The organism is Arthrobacter arnarulunnguaqae (assembly GCF_051262515.1).
Taxonomy (GTDB): domain Bacteria; phylum Actinomycetota; class Actinomycetes; order Actinomycetales; family Micrococcaceae; genus Arthrobacter_N.
In genome coordinates this window covers 41,175-66,698 of record NZ_JBIMER010000013.1, presented here as the reverse complement: position 1 = coordinate 66,698, position 25,524 = coordinate 41,175, and the positions used below count along the sequence as shown (strand labels likewise).

The following is a 25,524-nucleotide window of genomic DNA, read 5'->3' as shown; positions in this document are numbered from 1 at the left end:
GGCTTTTCCTAGAGGGTTTGGAGGGCGGCGACGGCGACGGCATCCGGCGTCGTCTGGCGGGGGGACGGAATGGTGGTGCCGGGCAGCGACACCGCGGCGGAGCCGTGGGCCACCGCCTGGCGGAGGCAGTCGGGGGCCGAGGCCCCGCGGCTGTGGGCGAGCAGGTAGCCGGCGAGGGACGAATCCCCGGCGCCGACCGTGCTGCGCGCGGCAACGGGCGGATGCGTGGCGTGCCACGCCCCGTCCGCCGTGACGAGTACGGCTCCCTTGGAGCCCAGCGTGGCGAGTACGGCTCCCGTTCCGCGGTTCAGGAGGTCGCGGGCGGCCTCCGCGGCGCGGGCCGGATCGGATTCGAGGTCCTCCTCGGAGCCCGTGCCGGTCAGTTCGGCGAGCTCCTCGGCGTTGGGCTTGACGAGGTCCGGCGCGCTGTCCGGCCCTGCCGCGAAGAGCGCCCGCAGCGGGTCGCCCGAGGTGTCGACGGCGACGAGCGGCGCGCCGGCGCCGAGCTCCCGGCGGAGCTGGAGCGTCAGCGATGCGTAGAAGTCGGCGGGGACGCCCGGGGGCAGCGAGCCGGCGAGGACCACCCAGGCCGCGCCGACGGCCTCCGCGATGACCGAGTCCGCCAGCAGGCGCAGGTGGCCGGCTGACAGCACGGGTCCCGGCTCGTTCACCTTCGTTGTGGTCCCGTCCGGTTCGGCGAGCGTGATGTTGCAGCGTAGGGCCTGGCCGATGGGCAGCGCCCGGTGGGCCAGCCCGGCCTCCAGCAGGCCCTGGACTACGGGGTCCGTGGCGTCGCCGGGAAGCACGGCCAGGGTGGGAACCCCTGCGGCGGCGAGGCCGCGGGAGACGTTGACGCCCTTGCCGGCCGCCTGCGCGGTGGCGGAGGCCGCGCGTTGGACGCCGCCCCGGGTCAGTTCGCCGGCCAGTTCGACCGTGCGGTCGATGCTGGGGTTGGCGGTCAGGGTAACGATCATGCGGATACCACCTCGATGTCTGCTTGTTCCAGGGCGGAGGCCAGGGCGCGGCTCGGCGTTCCGGTGGTGACGAGGGTGTCGACGTCATCGAACGCGGCGAAGCGGACCAGCGTCTCGACGTCGAGCTTGCTGGCGTCGGCGAGCACGACCACCCGTCGGGCCGAGCGCACGATCGCCGTCTTCACGGCGGCCTCCATCGGGTCGGGCGTGCTCAGGCCGAAGTCCGCGTGGACGCCGTTGGCCCCGATGAACGCGATGTCCGGACGCAGATCGCCGAGTTGGTCGATGGTGCGGCTGCCCAGCGCCGCGCTGGTGAGGCCGCGGACCCTGCCCCCGAGGATCTCGAGCGCGAAGTCGGAGGCCGCGGAGATGCGGTAGGCGATCGGAACGGCGTGGGTGACCACGAGCAGCTCGGCGGCCCGGTGCGGTGCGAGCGTCTCCACCATCTGGGCCGCGAGGAGTTCGGTGGTGGTGCCGGCGTCGAGCACGACGGACGCGTTTCCGGCGGGGATGAGCTCCAGCGCCCGCACGGCGATGCGGCGCTTGTCGTCGAGGTTCCGGTCGGTGCGGACGGACAGGCTTTCCTCGGCGGTGCTGGCCTTGGCGGTGGACACGGCCCCGCCGTGGACCCTCCGCAGCGCGCCCGACTTCTCCAGGTGGGCGAGGTCGCGGCGCACGGTCTCCCGGGTGATGTCGAACTGGCCGGACAGCTCGGCGACGGTCACCTGCCCCTGGGTGGCGACCAGTCCGCCGATCAGGCGGTGGCGTTCCTCGGCGAACATCTGCGGGGCCTCCGTGGGGTCTGGGTGATAGGCGTCACATGCGTACCTGCGTTGGAACGACTGTAGTGGCGGACTCGGTCACATGTCAACATAAATCCACATAAAACCAAATAAACGGGCATCGTCGGCGTGGTGCCGTCTTGCGTCGGTTCGGCTTGTCGGATTGGGTGGAGGGATGGCTTCCCCCATCGAGGACTACGCGCTCCTGTCCGACCTGCGAACCGGCGCCCTGGTGTCGAGCACGGGGAGCGTGGACTGGCTCTGCTTCCCCCGCTTCGACTCGCCCTCCGTTTTCGCGTCGCTGCTGGGCGACTCGAACCACGGCCGCTGGCGGATCGCGCCGGTCGGCGCGCCCGACGAGTGCGCGTCGAGGCAGGGCACGGACGTCGGGGCGGAAGGCGCGGGCGTTCCGATCGTCGTCGACCGCTCCTACGTCGACTCGACGTTCGTCCTGCGCACGCTCTGGAGAACCCCGGGCGGTGAGGTGCTCGTCACCGACTTCATGCCCGTGGGAGATCGCCGCGCCTCGATCGCGCGCCGCATCGAAGGACTCGCAGGGAGCGTCACGATGCACCAGGAGTTGACCATCCGCTTCGATTACGGCGAGGTCGTGCCCTGGGTGCGCCGGGACGGGGACGGCATCACCGCCACCCAATCCATCGTCGCCATCGCCGGACCGAACGCGATCGTCCTGCACGGGGACCGGCTGCCTAGCGCCGCCGGCCACAAGCACTCCGGCGAGTTCGTGGTCTCCGCCGGCGAGGTCGTCGACTTCGAACTGTGCTGGTTTCCTTCCCACCGCACCGCGCCGAAGCGCATCGACGTCGGACAGAGCCTGCAGCACACGACGACGTACTGGCGCGATTGGGCGCGGGACATCCCGAAGCAGGGGGCGTACGACGCGATCGTCCGGCGCTCGCTGCTGGTGCTGCGCGCGCTGACGCACGAGGCGACGGGGGGAATCGTCGCCGCCCCGACGACGTCGTTGCCGGAGGCGTTCGGCGGCGAGCGGAACTGGGACTACCGCTTCTGCTGGCTGCGCGACGCGGCCCTGACGCTGGAGGCCATGATGACGCACGGCTACGGGAAGGAGGCGCTCCAGTGGCGCAACTGGCTGCTGCGCGCCGTGGCCGGGGACTCGACCGACCTGCAGATCATGTACGGACTCGGCGGCGAGCGGCGCCTGCCCGAGCGGAACCTTGACCACCTGCCCGGCTACGCGGACTCGCGGCCCGTGCGCGTGGGCAACGGCGCCGTCGACCAGTACCAGGGCGACGTGGTCGGCGAAGTGCTGGTCGCGCTCGAGAAGCTGCGCAACATGGGCGGCACCGAGGACCATTTCTCCTGGCCGCTTCAGAAGGCGCTGCTGAGCTACGTGGAGCGGCACCGCGACCGCGAGGACCACGGGATCTGGGAGATGCGCGGGGATCCGCAGGTCTTCACGCACTCCCGCGTCATGATGTGGGCTGCGTTCGACCGCGGCGCGCGTGCCGTGCGCGAACACGGGCTCGACGGCGACGCGGATCTCTGGGAGAAGCACCGCGACGACCTGCGCGGGGAGATCATGTCCCGGGGTTTCGACGCCGCGGAGAACACCTTTACCCAGACCTACGCCAACACCGAGGTGGATGCCTCCCTGCTGGTGCTGCCGCAGGTCGGGTTCGTCGCCTACGACTCGCCGGAGATGCTCGGTACCGTGGAGCGGCTGGAGCGCGACCTGGTCGATCCGACCGGCCTCATCCACCGCTACCGGACCCAGACCGGACTGGACGGGCTCCCGCCGGGGGAGCATCCGTTCCTGGCGTGCTCCTTCTGGCTGGTGGAGCAGTACGCCCGCTCCGGCAGGATCGACGATGCGCGGACCCTGATGGACCGGCTGGTCGGCTACGCCAACGGGCTGGGGCTCATGGCCGAAGAGTACGACACGGAGAACCTCCGCATGGCCGGGAACTTCCCGCAGGCGTTCTCCCACCTGGCGCTGATCCGGGCCGCGGACGCCGTCAACGGGCACGGGCAGCCGGCCGTCTGACATCCCCACCCCCCGAAGTGGACACTACCTAGGGTTAGGCCCCGTGGTCATGTCCACTTCGCGGGGTTGTAGACGGGTGTAGTGCTATGCGGCTTGGGCTGCGGGTTCGCTGTCCAGCGGGTGCGCGATCTCGTCCTTCGCCATGCGCGCGGCGAGCCAGGCGGCGACGGCGATCACCGGAGAGACGACGCCTCCCACGAGGAACACGATCCACAGCGGCACCACTTCGCCGATGGGTCCGGCCAGGGCCATGGACACCGGCATCAGTGCCAGCGACACGAAGAAGTCCAGGCTGGAGACCCGGCCGAGCATGCGGGTGGGAACGCGCCGCTGCAGCAGCGTTCCCCAGATGACCTGCCCGGTGCCGCCGCTGGCGCCGACGATGAACAGGATGGCCGCGAGCTGCCAGAACTGGGTCGAGAATCCGATCCCGACCAGCGGCAGCGTGCCGAAGCCCCACAGCATGATCATCCAGGTGAGGTAGCGGCGCGGCAGCGGTAGCGACGCGGTGAGCATGGACCCGACGGCGGCCCCGATGCCCAGCGCGGCCAGCAGGAAGCCGAACGTCCGGGCGTCGCCTTGTAGCTGGCCGGTGACCACGAACGGAAGAAGGACTTCGAGGGGCCCCACCCAGCTGAGGACGGAGATGACGGCGAACAGCAGGGTCCACAACAGCCACGGCGTGCGCACCGTGTAGGAGACGCCCTCGCGGAGGTCCGCCACCACGGACGGGCGCACGATGCCCGGCTCCAGGTGCGCGTCGTAGCGGCTGTCGTTGCTCAGCCGGGTCATGACGAGCAGGGCCGCGAGCTGGCAGACGGCGATGCCCGCGATCGCATGCGCCGGCGAGAACGAGGCGACGACCATGCCGGCGGCCGCGGGTCCCGCGGCCTGTTGCAGCACGGGCCGCAGCGTTCCCTCCATGCCGTTCGCGGCCAGGAGGTCCGACGACGGGAGGATCCGCGGCAACAGCGCCGAGTAGGCGGGGAAGAAGAACGCGGCGCCCGCGCCGACCATGAACCCGGCGACGGCGAGGTGCCACATGGCGACGTTTCCGGTCAGCGCCAGGACGGACAGGATGGTCATGACCGTCAGGCTGGTGCTCTTCACCGTCAGGATGATCCGGCGGCACGAGAAGCGGTCGGCCGCGATGCCCCCGGCCAGGACCAGCGTCACGAGTCCCACGCTGGTGGCCGACGCGACGATGGAGAGCTGCGCGGGTCCGCCGCCGAGCCGCGTCACCTGGAACACCATGGCGACGGCCCAAATGCCGTGTCCGAGCACGCTCAGGACAAGGGCAGTGATGAGGGTGCGGTAGTCGCGGTAGGTCAATGGCCGGAGGGCGCGCGGTGCCATGGTGGTCCCCTTTTGGGAAATGGTGCGGTTCTTGGGCGCGACGGCGGGATCCGACCGCATGCGCCGCATCAAGTGTGCCCCAGTGATTGGATTCAGTCAATCAGTACCCTCGCCCGCCCGCCACCACGCTCCCGCCCTCCACCTCCGGAAGTGGACATTACCTAGGGTTATTTGCCGCGGTCATGTCCACTTCGCGGGGCGGGGCTAGGTTACTGGCGAGTAGTATCGGTTCCATGCACATGATCTTCAGGTTTCTGGTATTGCTGTTCACCGCCCGCCGCCGCGGCCGGCTCTCATTGTTCGACGCCGGATCGTTGCCCATGCGGGCGCTGCTCACGGACATCGATATGGCCGGACACGTCAATAACGGCATGTACTTCTCCCTGTTCGACCTGGGACGGACCGATCTGATGGTCCGCGCCGGAGCCTGGGACGTCATGCGGCGACGCGGCTGGTCGCCGGTGGTCCAGGCGGAGACGGTGACTTTCCGCAAGTCGGTGGTGCTGCACCAGCGGTTCACCCAGGAAACGCGGATCGCCGGTCTCGACGACCGTTGCATCTACTTCGAACAGCGCATCGTTGCCGACGGCGAGGTGTACGTCAGCGCCCTCATGGCCACGCGGCTGCTCTCAAAGAACGGGCCCGTACCCAACGCCGAGATCCTGGAAGCGATGGGCGCCGAGGTCCCGACCGATCTGGAGCTTCCCGCGTGGGCGGAACGATGGCGCCGGGACACGGCGCTTCCCGGTTCCCGCAAGTCGGCTCCGCACGCCTGGTCGAGGTCCGGCTCATCGCCCTCCTTGCAACGCGAAGTGGACATTACCGGTATGTAACTAACCCGGGTAATGTCCACTTCGCGTGGTGGGGGATGGACGTACGACGCCGGCCGCACACCGGGCGAATGGCTCGCCTTCGGTGCGCGACCGGCGTCGTATTTGTTGCTCTTGCTACTGCTTGAGCCAGGCGGTTGCGGCCCCCGGCAGCGCGCCGTCCGCGACCGGGGCGCTGCCCAGGAGCACCTCGCCCTCCGGGAGCGGCGCCGGCTCGTCGCCGAAGTTGGTGACCGTGACCCAGCCGTTCGGCCGGCGGAAGGCCAGCACCGACTCCGATCCGGTCTCGACCCACTCGAGCGTCTCCTCGGTTTGGAGTTCGCGGCGCAGGCGCAGGGCCGCGCGGTAGAGCTCCAGCGTGGATCCGGGGACCCCGTCCTGGGCCTCGACCGAATACTCGCCGAACCAGCCGGGTTGCGGCAGGTGCGCACCGCTGGCGCCGAATCCGAACGAGTCGCCGTCGCGCTCCCACGGAAGCGGCACGCGGCAACCGTCGCGGCCCTTGTCCACGCCCGGGTTCCGGAAGAACGTCGGGTCCTGTCGCGCGCCGTCGGCGATGTCACCGACCTCGTGCAGGCCCAGTTCCTCGCCCTGGTAAAGGTACGCCGAACCCGGCAGCGCCAGCTCGAACAGGCTCGCGGCGCGCGCGCGGCGCTCGCCGAGTTCGCGGTCCAGCTGGTCCTCCGGGGCGCCATCGAGAATCCACGACTGGCCCTGCTTCTGGTCCTGCTCCGTGCTGCCCACGGCCTGCTCCAACGGCGGCAGCCCGTAGCGCGTCGCGTGGCGGACGACGTCGTGGTTGGACAGGACCCAGGTCGACGACGACCCGGACTCCCCGGCCAGCTCGGCGCTGTCGCTGACGACCTCGCGGAACGCCGCGGCGTCGAACTCCTGCGTCAGCAGATCGAACTCGAACGCCTGGCCGAGGCCCTCGGCGCTCGCGTAGCGCGGACGCCGGTGGCGGTCCACCCAGGCCTCGGCGACGGCCGTGCGCGGCGGGTGGTAGGAGTTGAAGACCTGGCGCCATTCGGCGTAGATCTCGTGCACCTCGTCGCGGTCCCAGATCGGGTGGGCGCCGCCGTCGCGGGGAATCGCGTCCATCTCCATCCTGGAGGGAAGCGGTTCGGACATGTCCTTGGTTAGCGCGTGCGCGACGTCGATGCGGTAGCCGTCCACGCCGCGGTCCGACCAGAAGCGCAGGGTCTCCAGGAAGTCGTCGCGGACCTCCCGGTTGGACCAGTTGAAGTCCGGCTGCTCTGACGCGAAGAGGTGCAGGTACCACTGGCCGTCCGCGACCCGCGTCCAGGCCGGTCCGCCGAAGATGCTCTGCCAGTCGGTGGGCGGCTCGTTGCCGTCCGGCCCGGTGCCCTCGCGGAAGATGTAGCGGTCGCGCTCGGCGCTCCCGCGGCCCGCCTCCAGCGCCGCCTGGAACCAGACGTGGTCGTTGGAGGAGTGGTTCGGGACGACGTCGATGACCACCTTGATGCCCTCGGCATGCAGGACGGCGACCATCTCGTCGAATTCCTCGAGGGTCCCGATCTTCGGGTCGACGTCGCGGTAGTCGGCGACGTCGTACCCGCCGTCGGCCAGCGCCGACGGGTAGAACGGGCTCAGCCAGACGGCGTCGATCGAGAGCCGCGCAAGGTACGGCACGCGGGAGATGACGCCCTTGAGGTCCCCGATGCCGTCGCCGTTGGCGTCGGCGAAGCTACGCGGGTAGATCTGGTAGACGGCGGCCTGGCGCCACCAAGTGGGATCGTCCATGCGGCGGACCGGGGATTCGGGGGAGGTGGTGGTCATGGGGTGTTGTTCCTTTCGGAGAGGGTGGTCTGGGGTTCTGCTACTTCACGGCTCCCTGGGTGACCCCTGAGAGGACCCAGCGCTGCGTGAAGATGAAGACGACGATCGAGGGCGCCATCGCCATGAGGTAGGACGCGAAGGACACGTGGTAGTTCTCGCTGAACTGCGTCTGGAAGATCTGCTGGATCACCGGCAGGGTCTGCACGGTGGGGTCGGAGATGATCAGCGACGGCATCATGAAGTCGTTCCAGGAGGCCAAAAAGGCGAAGATGCCGACCGTCGCGCTCATCGGGGCGAGCAGCGGGAAGATGATGCGCCAGAAGGTCTGCCACGTGCTGGCGCCGTCGATCCGCGCGGCCTCGTCCAACTCGTCGGGCATGTTCCGCAGGAAGGTGGTCAGCAGCAGGACGTTGAAGCCGAGGCCGAACATCACGTGCAGGAGGCCGACGCCGAGCGGGTTGTCCAGACCGAGGATGCCGGTGAGCTTGATCTGCGAGAGCGCCAGCACCGGGAACGGCAGGAACATGGCCGCCAGCAGGTAGAAGAAGGAGAAGCGGAAGAACTTGCGGTCCCAGTTCACGTGGATCGCGTAGGCCGCGGCACTGCCGACGAGGATGGCCCCGACGACGGCGACGGCCGAGACGAACAGCGAGATGGTGAAGCTGACGGGGAAGTCGGTCAGCTTCCAGGCCTCGACAAAGCCCTCGATGCTGATCGGATTCGGCAGGTCGAAGGCGCGTCCCTGAACCGCCTGGGCGCCGGTCTTGAACGCCATGGAGACGGTGACAAACAGCGGGACAAGCACCGCGAGCGTGCACAGCCCGAGGACCATGGTCAGGCGCCAGTTGACGCGGTCCCTCGTCAACGGGGACGCGGACCGGTCCGGGCCTTCGGCGGGGGCCCTGCGGGTGGTGCCGATGGGATTCATGCCCTGGGTGGTCATCGGGACTGCCCCTTTCCGCGCATCAGACGCAGCTGGATCATGGCGATCGCGAGTGCAATCAGGAAGAAGATGGTCGCGTTGGCCATCTGGTAGGCGTAGTCGCCCGTGTCGAAGCCGGAGAAGATCGTCATGGCGACCGAGCGCGTCGACGTGCCGGGTCCGCCGCCGGTCAGGCCAATGATGACGTCGTAGGCGTTCAGGAAGTTCTTGAACGTCAGGATCACGTTGATGACGATGTAGCCGGCCATCAGCGGCAGGGTGATCGTCTTGATCTGCTGCCACGCGCTGGCGCCGTCCAGGGACGAGGCCTCGTAGAGTTCGCGGGGGATCGCGACGAGCCCGGCGATGTAGATGAGCATGGTGCCGGGGATCGCCTGCCACGCCGTGACCAGCACGATCGAGAGCCACGCAAGGTTCGGATTGGCGAGGATGCTGTCCTCCAGCGGTCCGAACCCGATTGCCTGCGCGGCGGCCGGCAGCGACTTGGAGAACAGGAAGTTGAAGACGTACGCGATGATGATCGCGGAGACCACCATGGGGATCACGAACACCGTGCGCAGCAGCACGCGGGCGCGGATCTGCGAAGTCAGTCCCACGGCGAGCAGGAAGGCGATGACGTTGGTGACGACGACGGTCACGGCCGCGAAGCCGAGGGTGAAGCCGTAGGAGGCCAGGATGGCCGGATCGGTCAGCATCAGGGCGTAGTTGGACACCCCAACGAAGTCCCATTCGCCGTAGCCGACGGAGTTGGTGAAGCTGAAGAAGATGCCCATCACCGCCGGCAGCGTGATGAAGAGCGTGAACGCGGCGATGGCGGGCAGGAGGAAGAGGTAGTGCGTGCGGTCGATGCGGCGCTTGCGGTGGGGCCGCAAGTCGGTATGCGCCGTCCGGGCGGGTGCGGGGGAGGTTGTCAGGGCCATGGGAATTCCTTGCCGGTCGCGGGTTAGGAGCGCCGGGCCAGGCGGGCCCAGTCGGCGTCGAGGGTGCGGAGCGTGTTCTCCAGGTCGGCGCCGTAGACGATCGCCTGCGAGTAGCTCTCAAACGGAATGGTTCGGGGCACGCCCTGCGACGCGCCCTGGTAGAAGGCGCCGCGGTCAACATACGGCTGCATCTCCAGCAGGCGCTCGTCCTCTACGGGGGGAGCGTCCTTCCGGACGCCGAAGCCGAGGGCGTGGGCGTTGTAGGCGTCCTGCACCGCCGGTTGCGTGAGGAACCGCAACAGGGTGCGGGCCTCCTCCTTGCGGTTGGACTTCTCCGGGATCCAAAGCGAGAGGTCCAGGTTGACGCGGACCTTGTTGTCGGCGGCGTCCTCCGTCATCGGCAGCGGGAACGTGCCGACGCGGATGTCCGGATTGAGCTTCTCGAGTTCGAGGAGCGCCCAGGGGCCCTGCAGGTACATGGCGGCCCCGCCGTTCGCGAAGGCCACGTTGCCGTCGCCGTACTTGCGCCCGGCGGCGTCCGCGTTGGAGTAGGCGGCGATCTCCAGCATCTTCTCGAGCGGTTCGCGGAACACGCGGCTGAAGGAGACGGGAGAGTCCGGCGTGACGTCGGCCCCCTGCTCGCGCATCTTCGAGTAGAAGTCGATCACGTCCACCATGCCGCCGATCGAATAGTCGACCAGGCCCTGCATGACCGTCCACGCGTCGCCGAAGGTGCTGTAGATCGGCGTGACGTCGGCGGCCTCGAAGGTCTTGCAGGCGGCGATGAACTCGCTGTGTGTGGTGGGCACGGCGACGTCGTGCTTCTCGAAGAGGTCGCGGTTGTAGATCACGGACGCGGCCATCATCGAGTACGGCATCACCGAGGTCTGCCCCTCGAAGCCCGGGTACAGATCGACGAGGTCCTGCACCAGCGGCGAGATCGCCCGCGACTGCGGGAGGTCCGCGAGGTTGGAGAGTTCGCCTCGGGCCCGGAAGTTCGCCATCTCGTAGTTGTAGTTCAGGCAGCCTAGGTCCGGCGGGTCGTTGCGGACGAAGGTGCCCGCCAGGCCGCCGAGGCTGCCGCCGATCTCGTGCACGGGCCGGATGCCGGGGTGTTCGGCGGCGAAGTCGCCGAGCAGGTCCGCGAAGTAGGGAATCACCTCCGGCTTGGACTGGAAGAAGCGCACCTCGGAGGTGGCCGAGGCGGCGCCCCCGCAGCCCGCCATGCCGAGGGCGGCAGCCCCGCCGAGGCCGGCCAGGAAGGCGCGCCTCGAGGTCGATCCGGTGGCCCGGAGGGGGCAGGGTGAAAGCGGTCTGAGCATTACTTCGTCTCCTTGGTGTGAGCGGAGGGCGCGGGGTTGTGTGACCGGCACCACAGGAAGCTGAATATAATTTAGCACGTAAATTTATGTTCGTCTATAATCTTTCGCATGGAGACTTCCGCAGGGATTCGGGCCGGCCACCGCGCTTTCTGGCGCGGGACGCCGAAGGTGTACGACGCCGGATCCTCGCCGCGCGCGGGCAACGCGCGCCGCGTCCTCGCCGCGGCCTGGCCGGGGGAGCCGCTCACGGCGGGGGACCTGATGGAAGCTACCGGGCTGACGCGCGCCACCGTCCTGTCGGTGTGCAAGGACCTGGTCTCCGCGGGCTGGCTGGGCGAACTGGCCGATGCCCGCGCGGCCGGCGACTACGAAAAGGGCCGTCCGGCGAGGAGGTACGCGTTCCGGCCGGACTGCCGCTACGCCGTCGGAGTCGACGCCGGCGCACATTCCCTGACCGCCGCCGTCGTCAATCTCGCGGGCACAGAACTGGCGCGGATCCGGCGCGCTTCGGACCCCGAGGCCTCCGGCCTTGACCGCCGCGCGGCCCTGGAATCCCTGGTGCTCGACGTGCTGGCCCAAGCAGGAGTCGCTCCCGAGGCGGTCGCCGCCGTCGTCGTCGGCGTGCCCGCACCCGTGGACGCGTCGGGAAGGTCGCCGCAGGACAGGCTGGACAACTTCTGGAACCGCATGAACCCGGAATTCATCACCGTATTTGGGGACCGCGACTGGGACGTCGTCGTGGACAACGACGCCAACCTGGCCGCGCTCGCGGAGTCCGCGACCGGCATGGATGCCGGCGTGCGGGGCTTCGCTACGCTCCTCTCGGGCGAACGGTTCGGCGCCGGGGTCGTCATCGACGGGCAACTGATGCGCGGCAAGCGCGGCGCCGTGGGAGAGCTGCGGGTCCTGGATCTCGTGGTGGGTGTGGATTCGGCGGATGGGCTCGCGCACCAGGCCCGCGCCGAACTGCGCAACGCCGCCGCGGCGGGCCGGCTCGTCGGGATGCTCGCGGCATGCCCGGACATGGAGCCCGACGCCAAGCACGTCTTCGCCGCGGCGGAGTTGGGCGACCCGCTCGCACTTGAGATCGTCGACGTCCTGGCGCGGCGCCTCGCCCCGGTGGCGATGTTGCTGTCCGGCCTGCTGGACCTGGAGCGGATCATCGTCGCGGGCGCCATCGCGCCGGCCGTGGGGCCGGTGCTCAAGCGCACGCGGGAACTCATGGGCCGGGACAGCACGCTCTCCTGGGCCGAACTGGTGGCCTCCGAACACGGAGACGGCGTCGTGCTGGCCGGCGCCCTGCACTCGGCGATCGCCCTGGTCCGCGAAGGCGCCCTCACACCCTCCCCGCCCCCCGAAGTGGACATTACCGGTATGTAACCAACCGAGGTATTGTCCACTTCGGGGGGTGGGAGGAGCGACTAGGTGAAGGAGATGGCGGGAATGGAACGACGGACGGCCTCGCCCAAGTTGGTGCCCTCCGCCCTGGTTTCACTGGCTGGATTCCTGATTTTCGTGCCGGAGGAACGCGCGATCGGCCTCGGCGTGCTGGCGCTCGCCCTCGTCGTCGCGGTGGCCATCGATCGGCCCCTGTTCAAGGACCTGCTGCTGATCGCGTTCGGCCTGGCGATCATCAGCACAGTGCCCATCACCACGGACATCAGCACGGAGCACATGATCGTGATGGGCGCCGCCATGATCCTCGCGGTCGGCATCCCGTACGCGGTATCGCGCTTCCTGTTCCGCGACCACGCCATCCGCTTCCCCGTGATGACCGGAAAGCGCTGGACGCGCGCGGAGTGGTGGTACCTGCTCGCGGTCCCGGCCGTGGGATACGCGCTGCTGCCGGTGTACATGGTGGGCACCGGGGTCTACCGGAACTGGCCCGCGGTGGACGACGCAGATGGGATCCTGCGGCTGTTCGCCGGGACCAACGCGTTGGGCATCTGGGACGAGCTCTTTTTCATCTGCACCGTCTTCGCCCTCCTGCGCCGGCACCTTCCGGACTGGCAGGCAGTCGTGCTCCAGGCGGTGCTCTTCACGTCGTTCCTGTGGGAGCTGGGCTTCCACGCGTGGGCGCCGCTGTTCATCTTCCCGTTCGCCGTGGTGCAGGCGCTGATCTTCCGCGCCACCAAATCGCTGTCCTACATCGTGTGCGTGCACCTGCTCTTCGACTTCGTGCTGTTCCTGGTGCTCATCCACGCCCACAACCCGCAGTGGATCCGGATCTTCGTGTACTGACCGGCACGACGCCGTTGCTCCCGCGGTCTCCCGGCCCGCCACCGCACGGCCCGCCAAGCCCTCCACGGCCCCGCCCGCCACGCGGCGGTATGCTCGGGCCATGGCGCGCTTCCTGATCCTTGCCCTGCTGTTGGCCCTCGGCTTCGCCACCATGGTGGCCGCGGCGCTCGGGTCCGCCGGATGGTGGATCCTGTCCGCGGTGCTGGTCGCGCTGCTGGTCCTGGGCATCCACGACGTGCTCCAGACGAAGCACGCCATCCTGCGCAACTTCCCGGTGCTGGGCCGCATGCGCTACCTCCTGGAGTCCATCCGCCCGGAGATCCAGCAGTATTTCATCGAGCGGAACTACGACGGCAAGCCGTTCGACCGCGACACCCGCTCACTGGTCTACGCCCGGGCGAAGGGCGCGGACAGCCACAAGGCGTTCGGCACGGAGCGGGATGTCAACGCGCTCGGCTACGAGTTCCTCCTGCACTCGACGGCGCCCGAGGCTCCCGCGGCCGAACCGCACAAGGTGCGCATCGGCGGACCCGACTGCGCCCGGCCCTACGACATCGCGCTGATGAACATCTCGTCGATGAGCTTCGGGTCCCTGTCCAAGAACGCCGTGCTGGCGATGAACAAGGGCGCGGCGCTGGGCGGCTTCATCCACGAGACCGGCGAGGGCGGCCTCACGAAGTACCATCTGGAGTACGGCGCGGACCTCTTCTGGGAGATCGGGTCCGGCTACTTCGGCTGCCGCGACGGCGAGGGGCGATTCGACCCGGAGCGGTTCGCCGCCAAGGCCGCGCGCAACGAGGTCAAGGGCATCACGCTGAAGCTCAGCCAGGGCGCGAAGCCGGGACTCGGCGGGGTCCTGCCCGCCGCCAAGGTCACGGCGGAGATCGCCGAGGCGCGCGAGGTGCCGCTCGGCCGGGACTGCATCTCCCCGGCGTCGCACCCGGCGTTCGGCACGCCCCGCGAACTCATGGGCTTCGTCGCGGAGCTGCGCCGGCTCTCGGGCGGCAAGCCGATCGGCTACAAGTTCTGCGTCGGGTCGCGGACGGACGTGCTGGCGATGTGCAAGGCCATGCTGGAAACCGGCGTCGCGCCGGACTACATCATCGTGGACGGCTCGGAGGGCGGCACGGGAGCGGCGCCGCTGGAGTACGAGGACCACGTGGGGACGCCCCTGACCGAGGGGCTCATGGTGGTCCACAACGCCCTGGTCGGGTGCGGTCTAAGGGACCGGATCAGGATCGGCGCCGCCGGGAAGGTCGCCACCGGCAGCGACATCGTCAAGCGGCTCATCCAGGGGGCCGACTTCACGATGAGCGCGCGGGCCATGATGATGGCGACCGGCTGCATCCAGGCCCAGAAGTGCCACACCAACGCGTGTCCGGTGGGCGTCGCCACGCAGGATCCGCGCCTGGTGCGCGCCCTCGACGTCGAGGACAAGGGCAACCGCGTGCACAACTACCAGAAGCTCACCGTGCGGGAGGCAACGCAGATCCTGGCGTCGATGGGAGTCACGGAGCCCGGGCGGCTGAACCAGCGGATGCTGCGGCGCCGGGTGGACCACCTCACCACGCGCAGCTACGCAGCCATCTACAACTGGCTGCGCCCGGGCGAACTCCTGGTCGATCCGCCGCGGGGCTGGCGCCTGGATTGGGAGGAGGCCGACGCCGATCATTTCGGCGAGCACGCGCCGACCCCCTGGCTGGAGCCGATGGAGGCGTACGACGACGCCGTGGCGGACTGGGGTGCCGCACGGCGCGCGGGCGCGGCCAAGGGCACGGACGCGGTGCCGGCCCCCAGCCGGGTGGAGGTCAAGGACACCACCCACGGGACCACCCCGCGCGTGACCGGAAGCGCGGTGCGGCCGGAGGCCCGGCCCGGCGGCTCCTGACGCCTGGCGGCGGTTGCCCGCGCGGGCCCGGCGGGTGGACGATGGAGGACGGCTCCGCCCCAACCACCCGGAGGTTCACATGGCACACCTTCCCACCGGCTTCGTGCTCGAGTCGCCCCCGTGGCTCGCCGACGCACTCGCCGAGCTCCCGGACGCGCTACCGACGCCGGAGGACCGGATCCGCGCGGCGAACCGCCTGGCTCTGCGGAACGTCGAAGAGGGCACCGGCGGGCCGTTCGCGGCGGTCGTCACGGAGGCGCCGGACGGGCTGGTGGTCTCCGCCGGCGTCAATCTGGTGCTCCACTCCGGGCTGTCCGCGATGCACGCGGAGGTCGTCGCGCTGCAGTTAGCCCACACCGCCACCGGCGGCTGGGACCTCGGGGCCGGCGGCGCCCGCCGGAGGCTGAGCATCAACGCCCAGCCGTGCGTCATGTGCCTCGGCGCCGTGATCTGGTCCGGCGTGCGCGCGGTGGAGTTCGCGGTGGGCAGCCGCGAGGTCGAGTCGTTGACGGGCTTCGACGAGGGCCCCGTGCCCGCCAACTGGGAGGGAGAGCTCATCGCCCGGGGAATCGATGTCGACGACGGCGTCCTGCACGAGGAGTCGCTGGCCGTGCTGGGCGAGTTCCGGCGCCGGACCGCGGACGGATCGGCCGTGGTCTACAACGCGCGCGCCACCGGCAAGGTGACGCCGATCTAGCCCCGGAGCAGCCCTAGGCTTCTTCCCCGGTCTCGGCCGCGTATTCCGCCAGCACCTGCTTGCCGATCTTGAACGCGACGTTCGCCGCCGGGACCGAGCAGTAGATGGCGCACTGCAGGAAGATCTCCTTGATCTCCTCCGGGGCCACGCCGTTGCGCAGGGCCGCGTGCACGTGCATCTCCAACTCCTCCCAGTAGCCGCCGGCGATCATGGCGGTCAGCGTGACGGCGGAACGCGTGGTGCGGTCCAGACCCGGGCGGGTCCAGATCGTGCCCCACGCGTAGCGGGTGATCATCTCCTGGAACTCGGCCGTGAACTCGTCCGCGTTGGCGTTGGCGCGGTCCACATGCTCGGCGCCGAGGACCTCGCGGCGGACCACCATTCCGGCGTCGTACGGGTCGCCGGGCAGGCGTGCGGAAGCGGACATGGGGACCTCCAGGGGGTTCGGAATCAGGCGCCGGCGGCGTCGCGGTAGAAGTCGACCAGCAGGCGGGACATCTCCTCCGGAGCCTCGGCGGGGGCCAGATGCGCGGCGGACTGCACGACGGCGGAGCGTCCTTTCGCGACGCCGGCGGCCAGGGCCTCGGCGTCGGCGGGCGGGCACACGGCGTCGTGCGCGCCGGCGACCGCGAGCAGCGGATCGGTGATGTTCCCGAGTTCGGGGCGCAGGTCGAAGCCGGCGAGGGCGCCGCAGGCGTGGGCGTAGGCGAAGCGGTCGGCCTCCTGCAGGGTGTGCAGCAGGGCCGTGGTGACCTCGGGGTTGCCGTCGATGAACCCGGGGGCGAACCAGCGTTCCGCGGATCCGGCGACCATTGTCGGGGTGCCGGCCTTGGCCACCAGCTCGGCGCGTTCGGTCCACGCCTCGGGCGTGCCGATCTTGGCCGCCGAGCACACGATCGCGAGCGCGCTGAACAGCCCGGGGTAGTCGTGCCCCAGCTGGATTCCGGTGGCTCCGCCCACGGAGACCCCGGCGTAGAAGACGGGTAGCGCCGCATCGAGCCGGCCGTCCTCCTCGAGCCCCTTCACCAGCGTGACGACGGCGGCCGCGAGCTCGCCCATCGTGAACGGCTCGGTCGAGGGCGCGCTGGCGCCGTGCCCGGGGAGGTCCCAGGCAACGAGCCGGAAGTGTTCGGTGAGGTACGGCACGGCCGGTCCCCACAGGGCCACGGCTCCGGTGCCGAGTGAGGGGCCGAGCACCAGGGTGGGCTTGCCCGCCAGGTCCTCGGCGGAGTGGTTGAGGGCGGTCGCGGTCAGCTGCGGTTCGGTCATGGTTCCTTCCGGGGGTCTTGCCACGCGGCGTTTCCGGCCGCGGCGCGGTCGATGAACGTGCGGGCCTGGCCGAGGTAGCCGGACGGATCCAGCGCCTCGGCGAGTTCACTGTCCGAGAGCCTATCGGCGGGGACGGCCGAGCGCAGAAGATGACGCAACGCGGTGCCCTCCTCCAGCGAGCGTTTGACCAGGGCCTGGACCTCCGCCTTGCCGCCGTCTACCAGCGGGGCGAACCGGGACACGATGCGCTCGCTCACCAGCAGGTCCCCGCCCATCGCCGCGTTCCGGGCCATGGCCTCGGGGTCCACCGTGAGGCCGGACGCCAGCTCGGCGAGCTTCTCCGCGGCGCCGCCGGCCAGGCGCAACAGTTCCCGCAGGGCGGGCCACTCGCTGTGCCAGGCGCCGTCGGGCCGCTCGTCCACCGCGGTTCCGGCTGCGAGGAAGAGCTGCGCCGCGTGGTTCGGCGCGGCGAGGGCGGCGCTGCGCAAGAGGACCGACAGCACCGGGTTGCGTTTCTGTGGCATGGCCGACGAGCCGCCCTTGCCCTCGGCGACGGGTTCGGCGACCTCGCCCACCTCGGGGCGCGCCAGCACCAGCACGTCCGCGGCGACCTTGCCGGCCGCGGCGGCGACGTCCGCCAGCGCCGCGCCGAGTCCCGTGACCGGCAACCGGTTGGTGTGCCAGGGGGCCCCGGGATCGGCCAGGCCCAGTCGGGCTGCCAGCGCCGCGGTCAGGTCGGCGACGCCGGCGCCCTCCGCGGGATCCGGGCCGACGGCGTCGGTCAGCGAAGCCAGTGTGCCGACGGCGCCGCCCCACTGCAGCGGGGCCGCGTCCAGCGCCTCGTCCAGGCGCCGGCCCGCGAGCACGACGCCGGAGAGCCAGTTCGCGGCCCGCAGGCCGAACGTCGTCGGTAGCGCGTGCTGGGTGAGCGAGCGGGCGACGCAGAGCGTGTCCGCGTGCCGGGCGGCGAGGGCCTCCAACGCGTCGGCGGCGCGGGCGAGGTCGGCGCGGATGATCGCTCCGGACCGGACGGCGAGCAGCATCAGCGCGGTGTCGACGATGTCCTGGCTGGTGGCCCCGCGGTGCACTGCGGCGGCGGCCGACGCCGGAGCCCCCTGGCTGCCCAACTCGCGGCGCAGGTCCGCGAGCAGCGGGATCAGCGGGTTGCCGCCGTCGCGTCCGCGCGCCGCGATGGACGGCAGGTCGTAGAGCGAGGCGTCGGCCGCCGCGTCGAGCGCGTCGGCGTCCGGCTGGCCGCAGTGCCCGGCGTCGGCCAGCACCGCGACCCAGGCCGCCTCGACGTCGAGCATCGCCTGGACCAGCGCGGCGTCGCCCGTGGCCGCGGCGACGGGGGTTCCCGCCCACGCGGGGGACAGCAGGCCGTGGTCCGCATCGGTCATTCGTGCTCCCAGGGGTTGTTGTTCGCGGTCAGGCGCCGCGCGGGTACTCGAGGAAGACCGTCTCGCCGTCGCCCTGCAGGCCGACGTCGAAGCGGAGGTCCCCGTTGGGTTCGCGGGTGGCCACCAGCGTACTGCGGCGGTCCGCGTCCAGCGAGGCGAGCAGCGGGTCGGCGGCCAGGGCCGCGGTGTCCTCCGGCAGGTAGATCCGGGTGAACAGGCGGTTCAGCAGGCCGCGGGCGAACACCGTGAGCATGATGAACGGGGCCTTGCCGTCCTCGGTCGCGCCCGGATTGACGGTGTCGAAGGTGTAGCGGCCCACGTTGTCCACGGCGGCGCGTCCCCAGCCGGTGAAGGTGTGCCCGTCGCGGATCAGGGAGCCCTCGCGCTGGACGACGTTTCCGTCCTCGTCCGCCTGCCAGATCTCCAGCAGCGCGTCGGGGATCGGCGCTCCCTTACCGTCGGTGACGACGCCGTGTAGCCGGATGGCGCCGGGGTGGGCGCGGTCGACGAGCTTGTGTCCGTCGGCGAAGGGCAACGCGTAGCCGTAGAACGGGCCGATCGTCTGGCCCGGCGTGGGCGTCAGCTTGAGTCCGGGTGCCTGAGCCATTTAGTGCTCCTCCTCTTCGGTTTCCATCCAGGTGCGGTTGCTGCCGGTCAGGACGATGTCCCAGTTGTAGCCGGTGGCCCATTCGTGGCTGGTCAGCGAGTGGTCGTAGGTGGCCACGAGGCGCTCGCGGGCCGCAGGATCCGTGATGGCCTGGTAGATCGGGTCCAGGCTGAACAGCGGATCGCCCGGGAAGTACATCTGCGTGATCATGCGCTGGGTGAAGTCCGTGCCGAACAGCGAGAAGTGGATGTGCGCCGGGCGCCACGCGTTGTGGTGGTTCTTCCACGGGTACGGGGCGGGCTTGATGGTGGTGAACCGGTACTCGCCATTCGGTCCGGTAATGGCTCGGCCGACGCCGGTGAAGTTCGGGTCGATCGGCGCGGGGTGCTGGTCCCGCTTGTGGATGTAGCGCCCGGCCGCGTTGGCCTGCCAAACCTCAACGAGCTGGCCGGCCACGGGGCGGCCGTCGCCGTCGAGCACGCGTCCGGCGACCACCAGGCGCTCGCCGATCGGCTCGCCGTTGTGCTGGATGGTCAGGTCCGATTCGAGCGGGTGGACGTCGCGCTCGCCGAAGGCGGGGCTCCACAGCTCGATCGATTCGGGATCGGCGTGGTGGAGGGACTTGGTGGGATGGCGCAGCAGCGACGAGCGGTAGGGCGCGAAGTCGATACGCGGCTGGACCTCCTCGGCCTGGCCCGCGGCGACGCCTTCGCGGTACTCCGAATGGAGGTCCTCAATCTCCCGGGTGATCGCCTCCTGGGAAAGGGCCGTCGCGGCGGGGTCGAGCACGTGGCTGTTTTCGAAGGACTCGTTGGCGTTCTTCTCGGAACCCACAAGGCTCTCCTTTCGGTGGTGTGTTGTCGCTGTGGTGGTGCGGTTGCGGTTTTCCAATGTCCGGGTGGGCAGGGCGCTCAGGCGGGCCTGCCCGCGTGCGGCCACCCGGTGTAGGACTCCGCGAGGTACTGCCTGCCGTAGCGCGAGCTGGTGACCGTCTCCAGTTCGCCGAGTGCCCGCCGGCGCATGAACGGGTCCCCGTTCGGCGGCGTGTGCAGCATGCTGGTCATCCAATAGGAGAAGTTCTGCGCCTTCCAGACCCGTTTCAGGGCGCGGTCGGAGTAGCCCTCCAACAGCGAGGGGTTGTTCGTGGAGTAGTGGGAGTCGATGGCCTCGAACAACACCCGGACGTCGGCGAAGGCGAGGTTCAGGCCCTTCGCTCCGGTGGGCGGGACGGTGTGGCCGGCGTCGCCCACCAGGAACATCCGCCCGTGGCTCAGCGGCTCCCGCACGAACGAGCGGAAGGCCAGGACAGTCTTGTCGAAGATCGGGCCGGTCTTCAGTTCGAACCCGTCCGGTCCGGCGACGCGCTTCTGCAGCTCCGCCCAGATCCGGTCGTCGGACCACGCCGCGGTGTCCTCTTCGGGATCGCACTGGAAGTACATGCGCTGCACGGTCTCGCTGCGCTGGGAGATGAGGGCGAAACCGTCGGGCGAGTTGGCGTAGATCAGTTCGGGGGAGCTCTTGGGCGCCTCGGTGAGGATCCCGAACCAGGCGAACGGGTACTCGGTCTTGAAGTCCTGCGTGCCGGGGACCGCGCGCCGGCAGAAGCTGCGCGAACCGTCGGCGCCCACGAGGATGTCGCAGTGGACCTCGAACCCGGCGCCGGATTCGTCCGTGAAGTGGAACTTGGGGGTGTCGGTCTCCAGGTCGAAGACCGCGTCGACGACGGCTCCGAACCTGACGTCGCCGCCGTCGCGTTCGCGTGCCGCGGCGAGGTCCACGAAGACCTCGTTCTGCGCGTAGAGCGTGACGGTCGCGTCGACGAGGTCCTTGAAGTCGAGCGGGTGGGATTCGCCGTTGAAGCGGAGGTCGATACCCGCGTGTTCGTCGCCGTGGGTCAGGACCCGGCCGTCGACGCCGGAATCGGAAAGCATCGCGACCGAACCGGCCTCGAGGATGCCCGCGCGGTGGGTGTTGCGGATGGTCTCGTGGTCGCGTGATTCGACGACCAGATTCTCGATGCCGGCTTTTGCGAGAAGGTGGCTGAGCATGAGCCCGGCGGGCCCGCCGCCGACGATGCCGACCTTCGTTTTGACGACGGTGCGGGACGCGACCATCGGATGCCTCCTTCGGGGATCAACCGGATGCGCCGACCCATCGAAAGTCGATGGCGGAGCGTTCCGTCGTGTACGGATCCAGTGTGTGCCCGGCCGCTGGCCCCGCGCCAAGGGTGTCTCATTCAATGAGATTTATGTCGACCTCGGGCCTATGTCGATTGCGGAACCCCGCCGAACGCGGCCTTGGCCAGTAGCCGCAGGAGTACTTCGCGCTCCGACGCATCCAGCCCCGCGAGGGCCTCGTCCTCGGCGGCCGCGGTTGCCTTGCGGGCCTCGCGGTAGACGGCGCGTCCCTCGAGGGTGGCGGACACCAGCTTGGAGCGCCGGTCGGAGGGGTCGGATTCGCGGCCGACCAGTCCCCGGCGTTCCAGTGCGTCGACCAGTGCCACGATCTGGCTCGGGTCCAGGGACAGGAAGTCCGCGAGTTCCCGCTGGGTCGGCGCGGGCTCCGCGCAGGCCAGCGAGAGCACCGAGTAGGAGCGGACCCGAAGGTCCAGCGCGGCCAGCCGCCCGTTCGCCAGGGCGGAGCCGAGGGAGCGGGTGCGCGCCACGAGGAAGCTCGGCTCCCTGGCCAGGTCGGAATCCATGAGGCGCGGGGCGCCGGTGGTGGTGGCCGGATTACTGGGGGCCATGAGCCCTCCGATCGTGTCGGGGTGCCGACCCGTCCTGCGGGTCGAATATTCGTTGACTTTCTCAAGAATATAAGTTGTCATGTATTTGAGATAAGAATCCCACGGAAGCGCGCCGCTCGGCAATACGCGGACGCAGGCAAAGGAGCCAACATGTCACTCGCAGGAAAAACGGCGATCGTCACCGGCAGCGGCCGGGGCCTCGGCCTCGCCTACGCCCGGGAACTGGCGCGTCGGGGAGCGGCCGTCGTCGTGAACGACGTCGACGCCGCGGTCGCCGAGGCGGCCGTCGCCTCCATCGCCGCCGACGGCGGGCGAGCGGTGGCCGTCGTGGCACCGGTGGGCAGCGCGGAGACGGCCAGGGTGCTCGTCGGAGCCGCCATTCAGCACTTCGGGGGCCTGGACATCCTGGTGACCAACGCCGGGGTGCTGCGCGACAAGTCGTTGCTGAAGATGAGCGACGAGGATTTCGACCTCGTGGTGAACGTCCACCTCCGGGGCACGTTCACCTGCGTCCGCGAGGCCTTCGGCCATTTCAAGGAGTACGGTGTGGCGGGGCGGATCATCGCGATCGGCTCGCCCACGGGCCAGCGCGGAAACTTCGGCCAGACGAACTACGCCGCCGCCAAGGCCGGCATCGTCGGCATGGTGCGCACCTGGGCGCTGGAGATGAAGCGCGCCGGAGTCACCGCGAACGTCGTCATTCCGGTCGCCGTGACGGACATGACCCGCTCCGTCCCGTTCTTCGCCAAGGCGGTCGAGGCCGAGGACAACGGCGAGCCGATGCCCGCCTTCTTCCGCAAGGACCTCGGTTTCGGGACGGCCGACGACGTTTCCGGTCTCGTCGCCTACCTCGCCTCGGACGAGGCGGCGGGCATCACCGGCCAGGCCATCGGCGTCGGTGGCGACCGGCTGCAGCTCTGGAGCCACCCGGAGGCCATCGCCAGCGAACTCCGTGACGGCGGCTGGGACTACGAATCGCTGCGGGCGGGCTTCCCGTTTTCCGGGAACCTGCAGACCGTTGGCGAGGACTTTCCCGAGCTTCCCGCCGAGCTGCGCCCCGAGCAAGCCGGCAAGTAGGGGTGGCGGTCATGCGCTACGAATCGGCCATCGACGTCGAGGCGGTCTCGGCGATCGACATGCACGTCCATCTTGAGGTCGACGGGCACGGGCACCAGGCCATGCCGCAGGACCTTTTCGACGCGTCGGCCAAGTACTTCAAGGCCGAGGAGCGCACGCCCTCCATGGACCGGATCGCCGGGATCTACCGCGGGCTGAACATGGCGGCGGTCGTGTTCACAGTGGACGCGCGGACGGCGTTCGGGCACCTGCCGAACTCCATCGACGACCTCGTCGCCGGGGCAGCCCGCCACAACGACGTCCTCATCCCTTTCGGAACCGTCGATCCCCGGACCGGCGAGGAAGCGATCGCCGAGGCCCGCCGCCAGGCAGGCGAGCTCGGCGTGCGCGGCTTCAAGTTCCATCCGTCGCTGCAGGGCTTCGACCCCTCGGCCGCCCAGTTCACCCCGTTGTGGGACGTGCTGGAGGGGCTCGGTCTGCCGTGCGTCTTCCACACCGGACAGAACGGGATGGGCGCGGGGCTTCCGGGCGGGAGGGGCATCAAGCTGCGCTATTCCAACCCGCTGCTGCTGGACGACGTCGCCGCGGAGCACCCGGGACTGACGATCATCATGGCGCACCCCTCCGTCCCCTGGCAGGAGGAGGCCAATTCGATCGCCACGCACAAGGCCAATGTGTTCATCGACCTCTCCGGCTGGAGCCCTAAGTACTTCCCCGAGTCGCTGGTGCGGCTGGGAAACAACGTCCTTTCGCGCAAGCTCCTCTTCGGCACCGACTTCCCCCTCATCACCCCCGAGAAGTGGCTGTCCGCGTTCGAGGCCCTGCCGCTGAGGGACGAGGTCCGTCCGGGGATCCTCAAGGGCAACGCGGCGGCCCTCCTGGGGCTGGGACAGCGGTGACCGGTTTCTACCCGAGCGACCGCTACGGCTTCTCCGAGCTGCTCACCCCCGGGGAACTGTCCGCGCTCGGGCGCCTCCGCGGGGTCCTGGACCGCGACGTCCGCCCCGTGCTCGCCGAGAGCTGGGAACGGGGCGAGTTCCCGTTCCACACGCTGAAGCCGCTGATCGACCTGGACCTCATGGACCCGGCCGAGGTCCGCGCGGAGGGCGGGCGCCCCTCGGCGCTCTACGGCGGATTTCGCAACTTCGAGCTGGGCCGCACCGATGCGTCCATGGCCACGCTCTACAACGCGCAGTCGGGTTTGTTCCGCACCACGGTCAACCTCGGCGGAAGCCCCGGGCAGGCCGCGGAGCTCGATCCGCTGATCCGCTCCTTCGGGCTCACGGGTGTTTTCGCGCTGACCGAGCCGGAGCACGGTTCCGACATCGCCGGCGGGCTGCGGACCCGCGCGCGCTTCGAGGCGGACGAGGACGGCGGCTCGTGGGTCATCGACGGCGCCAAACGCTGGATCGGCGGGGCCGCCACCGCGGACGTGCTGGCCGTGTTCGCGCGCGACGAGGCCGACTCGCAGGTCAAGTGTTTCCTGGTTCCCGCCGGTGCGCCCGGTGTGGCCATCGAGAAAATGCACGGCAAGACGTCCCTGCGCATCATGCAAAACGCCGACATCACGTTCGATGGCGTCAGGGTGCCCGCTTCCGCGCGGCTCGCGAACATCAACTCCTTCAAGGACGTTGCCGCGTGCCTGCGCAACATGCGCTCGGACGTCGCCTGGATCGCCACCGGCGTGGCCGCCGGGGCCTACGAAGCCGCCCTGCGCTATGTCACCACGCGCGAGCAGTTCGGACGCCCCCTGGCCGGATTTCAGCTCATCCAGGAGAAGCTGGCCCGCATGCTGGCCAACGTGACCGCCTGCCTCGGCATGGTGGTCCGGCAGACCCAGCAGCAGGAGGCCGGGGTCTACCGGGACGAGAACTCCGCGCTGGCCAAGATGTTCACCGCGCAGAGCCTGCGGGAAACGGCGGCGCTCGCACGCGAGGTCGTCGGCGGCAACGGCATTCTGCTCGAGTACGACGTCGCCCGCTTCCACGCGGACGCCGAGGCCATTTACTCCTACGAGGGCACACACGAGATTTGCGCGCTCGTCGTCGGGCGCGCCGTCACCGGCGTCGGCGCCTTCACCTAGGCCGCACACCCTGGATTTTCCCACCGACCCAACACCACAGGAGGAACCCGTCATGGGCCAGACCGTCATCAGCTACGAGGAACTCGCCAACGCCGCCGGAACCGATCTCGGCTACAGCGAATACCGCACGATCACCCAGGAACAGGTCAACACGTTCGCCGACGCGGCAGACGACCACCAGTGGATCCACACCGACCCCGAGAAGGCCAAGGAGGGGCCGTTCGGGGGACCCATCGCCCACGGCTACCTGACACTTTCCCTGCAGATCGCGTTCTGGACCGAACTCTTCCAGGTGTCCGGGGTCAAGACGAAGGTCAACTACGGGCTGGAGAAGGTTCGCTTTCCGGCGCCGGTTCCCGTCGGGTCGCAGGTCCGGATGAAGGCGACCATCGCCGCGGTCGAGGAGGTCAAGGGCGGCTACCAGATTGCCGTCGACCAAGTCGTCGAGGTCGAGGGCGCCGCCAAGCCGTCAGTGGTCTCACGCGGGATCTACCGCTTCTACGCCTAACTCGCCATCTACGCCTACCGAGCCGCAGCGCGCTCCCCGACGGTCAAAAGAT

General features: G+C 69.7%; 24 protein-coding genes. 10 read left to right on the top strand and 14 right to left on the bottom strand.

Annotated elements, in window-relative coordinates; all coding sequences use genetic code 11:
* Window positions 1-8: 8 nt before the first annotated feature.
* Complete coding sequence (locus tag ACHAAJ_RS11995; RefSeq protein WP_435728392.1) at window positions 9-974, bottom strand: 1-phosphofructokinase family hexose kinase; 966 nt, start codon at window positions 972-974, stop codon at window positions 9-11.
* Window positions 971-1,756, bottom strand: a complete 786-nt coding sequence (locus tag ACHAAJ_RS11990) for a DeoR/GlpR family DNA-binding transcription regulator (protein ID WP_435728391.1) — start codon at window positions 1,754-1,756, stop codon at window positions 971-973. Before ACHAAJ_RS11990 ends, ACHAAJ_RS11995 begins: the two co-directional genes overlap by 4 nt.
* 175 nt (window positions 1,757-1,931) lie before the next feature.
* On the opposite strand from ACHAAJ_RS11990, the gene ACHAAJ_RS11985 reads away from it, so the two are divergent.
* Complete coding sequence (locus tag ACHAAJ_RS11985) at window positions 1,932-3,785, top strand: glycoside hydrolase family 15 protein (RefSeq protein WP_435728389.1); 1,854 nt, start codon at window positions 1,932-1,934, stop codon at window positions 3,783-3,785.
* Window positions 3,786-3,869: 84 nt separating this feature from the next.
* Here ACHAAJ_RS11985 and ACHAAJ_RS11980 read toward each other — a convergent pair whose 3' ends face one another.
* Window positions 3,870-5,141, bottom strand: a complete 1,272-nt coding sequence (locus tag ACHAAJ_RS11980) for an MFS transporter (protein WP_435728387.1) — start codon at window positions 5,139-5,141, stop codon at window positions 3,870-3,872.
* A gap of 233 nt (window positions 5,142-5,374) precedes the next feature.
* On the opposite strand from ACHAAJ_RS11980, the gene ACHAAJ_RS11975 reads away from it, so the two are divergent.
* Window positions 5,375-5,974 (top strand): acyl-CoA thioesterase, encoded by a 600-nt coding sequence (locus tag ACHAAJ_RS11975; RefSeq protein ID WP_435728385.1) that lies wholly within the window; start codon window positions 5,375-5,377, stop codon window positions 5,972-5,974.
* 114 nt (window positions 5,975-6,088) lie between these two features.
* Here ACHAAJ_RS11975 and ACHAAJ_RS11970 read toward each other — a convergent pair whose 3' ends face one another.
* Genes ACHAAJ_RS11970 through ACHAAJ_RS11955 form a run of 4 tightly spaced genes read right to left on the bottom strand, consistent with a single transcriptional unit; the run spans window position 6,089 to window position 10,956 of the window.
* Window positions 6,089-7,771, bottom strand: coding sequence for a glycoside hydrolase family 13 protein (locus ACHAAJ_RS11970; protein WP_435728383.1), 1,683 nt, complete (start codon window positions 7,769-7,771; stop codon window positions 6,089-6,091).
* A 40-nt stretch (window positions 7,772-7,811) separates the two neighbouring features.
* Window positions 7,812-8,714 (bottom strand): carbohydrate ABC transporter permease, encoded by a 903-nt coding sequence (locus ACHAAJ_RS11965; RefSeq protein ID WP_435728381.1) that lies wholly within the window; start codon window positions 8,712-8,714, stop codon window positions 7,812-7,814.
* Window positions 8,711-9,634 carry a carbohydrate ABC transporter permease gene (locus ACHAAJ_RS11960; protein WP_435728380.1) on the bottom strand — a complete coding sequence of 308 codons (924 nt, stop codon included), beginning with the start codon at window positions 9,632-9,634 and terminating at the stop codon, window positions 8,711-8,713. The genes ACHAAJ_RS11965 and ACHAAJ_RS11960 overlap by 4 nt, the downstream gene beginning before the upstream one ends.
* Before the next feature lie 23 nt (window positions 9,635-9,657).
* Window positions 9,658-10,956, bottom strand: a complete 1,299-nt coding sequence (locus tag ACHAAJ_RS11955) for an ABC transporter substrate-binding protein (protein ID WP_435728379.1) — start codon at window positions 10,954-10,956, stop codon at window positions 9,658-9,660.
* Between the two features lie 108 nt (window positions 10,957-11,064).
* On the opposite strand from ACHAAJ_RS11955, the gene ACHAAJ_RS11950 reads away from it, so the two are divergent.
* From ACHAAJ_RS11950 to ACHAAJ_RS11935, 4 genes are all read left to right on the top strand, one after another.
* Window positions 11,065-12,336 (top strand): ROK family protein, encoded by a 1,272-nt coding sequence (locus ACHAAJ_RS11950; protein ID WP_435728378.1) that lies wholly within the window; start codon window positions 11,065-11,067, stop codon window positions 12,334-12,336.
* A gap of 63 nt (window positions 12,337-12,399) precedes the next feature.
* On the top strand, window positions 12,400-13,197 hold the full coding sequence (locus tag ACHAAJ_RS11945; protein ID WP_435728377.1) for a CPBP family intramembrane glutamic endopeptidase: 798 nt from the start codon (window positions 12,400-12,402) through the stop codon (window positions 13,195-13,197).
* Window positions 13,198-13,297: 100 nt separating this feature from the next.
* Complete coding sequence (locus tag ACHAAJ_RS11940) at window positions 13,298-15,085, top strand: FMN-binding glutamate synthase family protein (protein ID WP_435728376.1); 1,788 nt, start codon at window positions 13,298-13,300, stop codon at window positions 15,083-15,085.
* A 79-nt stretch (window positions 15,086-15,164) separates the two neighbouring features.
* Window positions 15,165-15,782: a tRNA-specific adenosine deaminase gene (locus tag ACHAAJ_RS11935; protein ID WP_435728374.1), complete on the top strand. Its 618-nt coding sequence runs from the start codon at window positions 15,165-15,167 to the stop codon at window positions 15,780-15,782.
* 13 nt (window positions 15,783-15,795) lie between these two features.
* Here ACHAAJ_RS11935 and pcaC read toward each other — a convergent pair whose 3' ends face one another.
* The 7 genes from pcaC to ACHAAJ_RS11900 form a co-directional block, all read right to left on the bottom strand.
* The gene (pcaC, locus tag ACHAAJ_RS11930; protein ID WP_435728373.1) at window positions 15,796-16,209 is read right to left on the bottom strand and encodes a 4-carboxymuconolactone decarboxylase; all 414 of its coding nucleotides are present in this window, start codon (window positions 16,207-16,209) and stop codon (window positions 15,796-15,798) included.
* 23 nt (window positions 16,210-16,232) lie between these two features.
* The gene (locus tag ACHAAJ_RS11925) at window positions 16,233-17,051 is read right to left on the bottom strand and encodes an alpha/beta fold hydrolase (protein WP_435728371.1); all 819 of its coding nucleotides are present in this window, start codon (window positions 17,049-17,051) and stop codon (window positions 16,233-16,235) included.
* Entirely contained in the window at window positions 17,048-18,451 is a 1,404-nt protein-coding gene (locus tag ACHAAJ_RS11920; RefSeq protein WP_435728370.1) for a lyase family protein, read from the bottom strand. The genes ACHAAJ_RS11925 and ACHAAJ_RS11920 overlap by 4 nt, the downstream gene beginning before the upstream one ends.
* Before the next feature lie 28 nt (window positions 18,452-18,479).
* The gene (gene pcaG, locus ACHAAJ_RS11915; RefSeq protein ID WP_435728369.1) at window positions 18,480-19,058 is read right to left on the bottom strand and encodes a protocatechuate 3,4-dioxygenase subunit alpha; all 579 of its coding nucleotides are present in this window, start codon (window positions 19,056-19,058) and stop codon (window positions 18,480-18,482) included.
* Complete coding sequence (gene pcaH / locus ACHAAJ_RS11910; protein WP_435728368.1) at window positions 19,059-19,892, bottom strand: protocatechuate 3,4-dioxygenase subunit beta; 834 nt, start codon at window positions 19,890-19,892, stop codon at window positions 19,059-19,061.
* A gap of 77 nt (window positions 19,893-19,969) precedes the next feature.
* Window positions 19,970-21,172 (bottom strand): 4-hydroxybenzoate 3-monooxygenase, encoded by a 1,203-nt coding sequence (locus ACHAAJ_RS11905; protein ID WP_435728366.1) that lies wholly within the window; start codon window positions 21,170-21,172, stop codon window positions 19,970-19,972.
* A 149-nt stretch (window positions 21,173-21,321) separates the two neighbouring features.
* On the bottom strand, window positions 21,322-21,804 hold the full coding sequence (locus tag ACHAAJ_RS11900) for a MarR family winged helix-turn-helix transcriptional regulator (RefSeq protein WP_435728364.1): 483 nt from the start codon (window positions 21,802-21,804) through the stop codon (window positions 21,322-21,324).
* Between the two features lie 150 nt (window positions 21,805-21,954).
* Between ACHAAJ_RS11900 and ACHAAJ_RS11895 the strand changes: the two genes are divergently transcribed.
* From ACHAAJ_RS11895 to ACHAAJ_RS11880, 4 genes are read left to right on the top strand one after another with little or no spacing between them, the layout of a single operon-like run.
* Entirely contained in the window at window positions 21,955-22,881 is a 927-nt protein-coding gene (locus tag ACHAAJ_RS11895; RefSeq protein ID WP_435728362.1) for an SDR family oxidoreductase, read from the top strand.
* Between the two features lie 11 nt (window positions 22,882-22,892).
* Window positions 22,893-23,780, top strand: coding sequence for an amidohydrolase family protein (locus ACHAAJ_RS11890; RefSeq protein WP_435728361.1), 888 nt, complete (start codon window positions 22,893-22,895; stop codon window positions 23,778-23,780).
* Window positions 23,777-24,964 carry an acyl-CoA dehydrogenase family protein gene (locus ACHAAJ_RS11885; RefSeq protein WP_435728360.1) on the top strand — a complete coding sequence of 396 codons (1,188 nt, stop codon included), beginning with the start codon at window positions 23,777-23,779 and terminating at the stop codon, window positions 24,962-24,964. The genes ACHAAJ_RS11890 and ACHAAJ_RS11885 overlap by 4 nt, the downstream gene beginning before the upstream one ends.
* Before the next feature lie 52 nt (window positions 24,965-25,016).
* Window positions 25,017-25,472 carry a MaoC family dehydratase gene (locus tag ACHAAJ_RS11880; protein WP_435728358.1) on the top strand — a complete coding sequence of 152 codons (456 nt, stop codon included), beginning with the start codon at window positions 25,017-25,019 and terminating at the stop codon, window positions 25,470-25,472.
* Window positions 25,473-25,524: the final 52 nt, after the last annotated feature.

What these genes read in the sequence shown, in the direction of transcription:
- ACHAAJ_RS11980 (WP_435728387.1), bottom strand. Translation starts at nt 5,141, where the DNA reads ATGGCACCGCGCGCCCTCCGGCCATTGACCTACCGCGACTACCGCACC.
- ACHAAJ_RS11920 (WP_435728370.1), bottom strand. Translation starts at nt 18,451, where the DNA reads ATGACCGATGCGGACCACGGCCTGCTGTCCCCCGCGTGGGCGGGAACC.
- ACHAAJ_RS11995 (WP_435728392.1), bottom strand. Translation starts at nt 974, where the DNA reads ATGATCGTTACCCTGACCGCCAACCCCAGCATCGACCGCACGGTCGAA.
- ACHAAJ_RS11900 (WP_435728364.1), bottom strand. Translation starts at nt 21,804, where the DNA reads ATGGCCCCCAGTAATCCGGCCACCACCACCGGCGCCCCGCGCCTCATG.
- ACHAAJ_RS11955 (WP_435728379.1), bottom strand. Translation starts at nt 10,956, where the DNA reads ATGCTCAGACCGCTTTCACCCTGCCCCCTCCGGGCCACCGGATCGACC.
- ACHAAJ_RS11895 (WP_435728362.1), top strand. Translation starts at nt 21,955, where the DNA reads ATGTCACTCGCAGGAAAAACGGCGATCGTCACCGGCAGCGGCCGGGGC.
- ACHAAJ_RS11880 (WP_435728358.1), top strand. Translation starts at nt 25,017, where the DNA reads ATGGGCCAGACCGTCATCAGCTACGAGGAACTCGCCAACGCCGCCGGA.
- ACHAAJ_RS11950 (WP_435728378.1), top strand. Translation starts at nt 11,065, where the DNA reads ATGGAGACTTCCGCAGGGATTCGGGCCGGCCACCGCGCTTTCTGGCGC.
- pcaG (WP_435728369.1), bottom strand. Translation starts at nt 19,058, where the DNA reads ATGGCTCAGGCACCCGGACTCAAGCTGACGCCCACGCCGGGCCAGACG.
- ACHAAJ_RS11940 (WP_435728376.1), top strand. Translation starts at nt 13,298, where the DNA reads ATGGCGCGCTTCCTGATCCTTGCCCTGCTGTTGGCCCTCGGCTTCGCC.
- ACHAAJ_RS11965 (WP_435728381.1), bottom strand. Translation starts at nt 8,714, where the DNA reads ATGACCACCCAGGGCATGAATCCCATCGGCACCACCCGCAGGGCCCCC.
- ACHAAJ_RS11890 (WP_435728361.1), top strand. Translation starts at nt 22,893, where the DNA reads ATGCGCTACGAATCGGCCATCGACGTCGAGGCGGTCTCGGCGATCGAC.
- ACHAAJ_RS11985 (WP_435728389.1), top strand. Translation starts at nt 1,932, where the DNA reads ATGGCTTCCCCCATCGAGGACTACGCGCTCCTGTCCGACCTGCGAACC.
- ACHAAJ_RS11975 (WP_435728385.1), top strand. Translation starts at nt 5,375, where the DNA reads ATGCACATGATCTTCAGGTTTCTGGTATTGCTGTTCACCGCCCGCCGC.
- ACHAAJ_RS11935 (WP_435728374.1), top strand. Translation starts at nt 15,165, where the DNA reads ATGGCACACCTTCCCACCGGCTTCGTGCTCGAGTCGCCCCCGTGGCTC.
- ACHAAJ_RS11925 (WP_435728371.1), bottom strand. Translation starts at nt 17,051, where the DNA reads ATGACCGAACCGCAGCTGACCGCGACCGCCCTCAACCACTCCGCCGAG.
- ACHAAJ_RS11905 (WP_435728366.1), bottom strand. Translation starts at nt 21,172, where the DNA reads ATGGTCGCGTCCCGCACCGTCGTCAAAACGAAGGTCGGCATCGTCGGC.
- ACHAAJ_RS11970 (WP_435728383.1), bottom strand. Translation starts at nt 7,771, where the DNA reads ATGACCACCACCTCCCCCGAATCCCCGGTCCGCCGCATGGACGATCCC.
- ACHAAJ_RS11960 (WP_435728380.1), bottom strand. Translation starts at nt 9,634, where the DNA reads ATGGCCCTGACAACCTCCCCCGCACCCGCCCGGACGGCGCATACCGAC.
- pcaC (WP_435728373.1), bottom strand. Translation starts at nt 16,209, where the DNA reads ATGTCCGCTTCCGCACGCCTGCCCGGCGACCCGTACGACGCCGGAATG.
- ACHAAJ_RS11945 (WP_435728377.1), top strand. Translation starts at nt 12,400, where the DNA reads ATGGAACGACGGACGGCCTCGCCCAAGTTGGTGCCCTCCGCCCTGGTT.
- ACHAAJ_RS11990 (WP_435728391.1), bottom strand. Translation starts at nt 1,756, where the DNA reads ATGTTCGCCGAGGAACGCCACCGCCTGATCGGCGGACTGGTCGCCACC.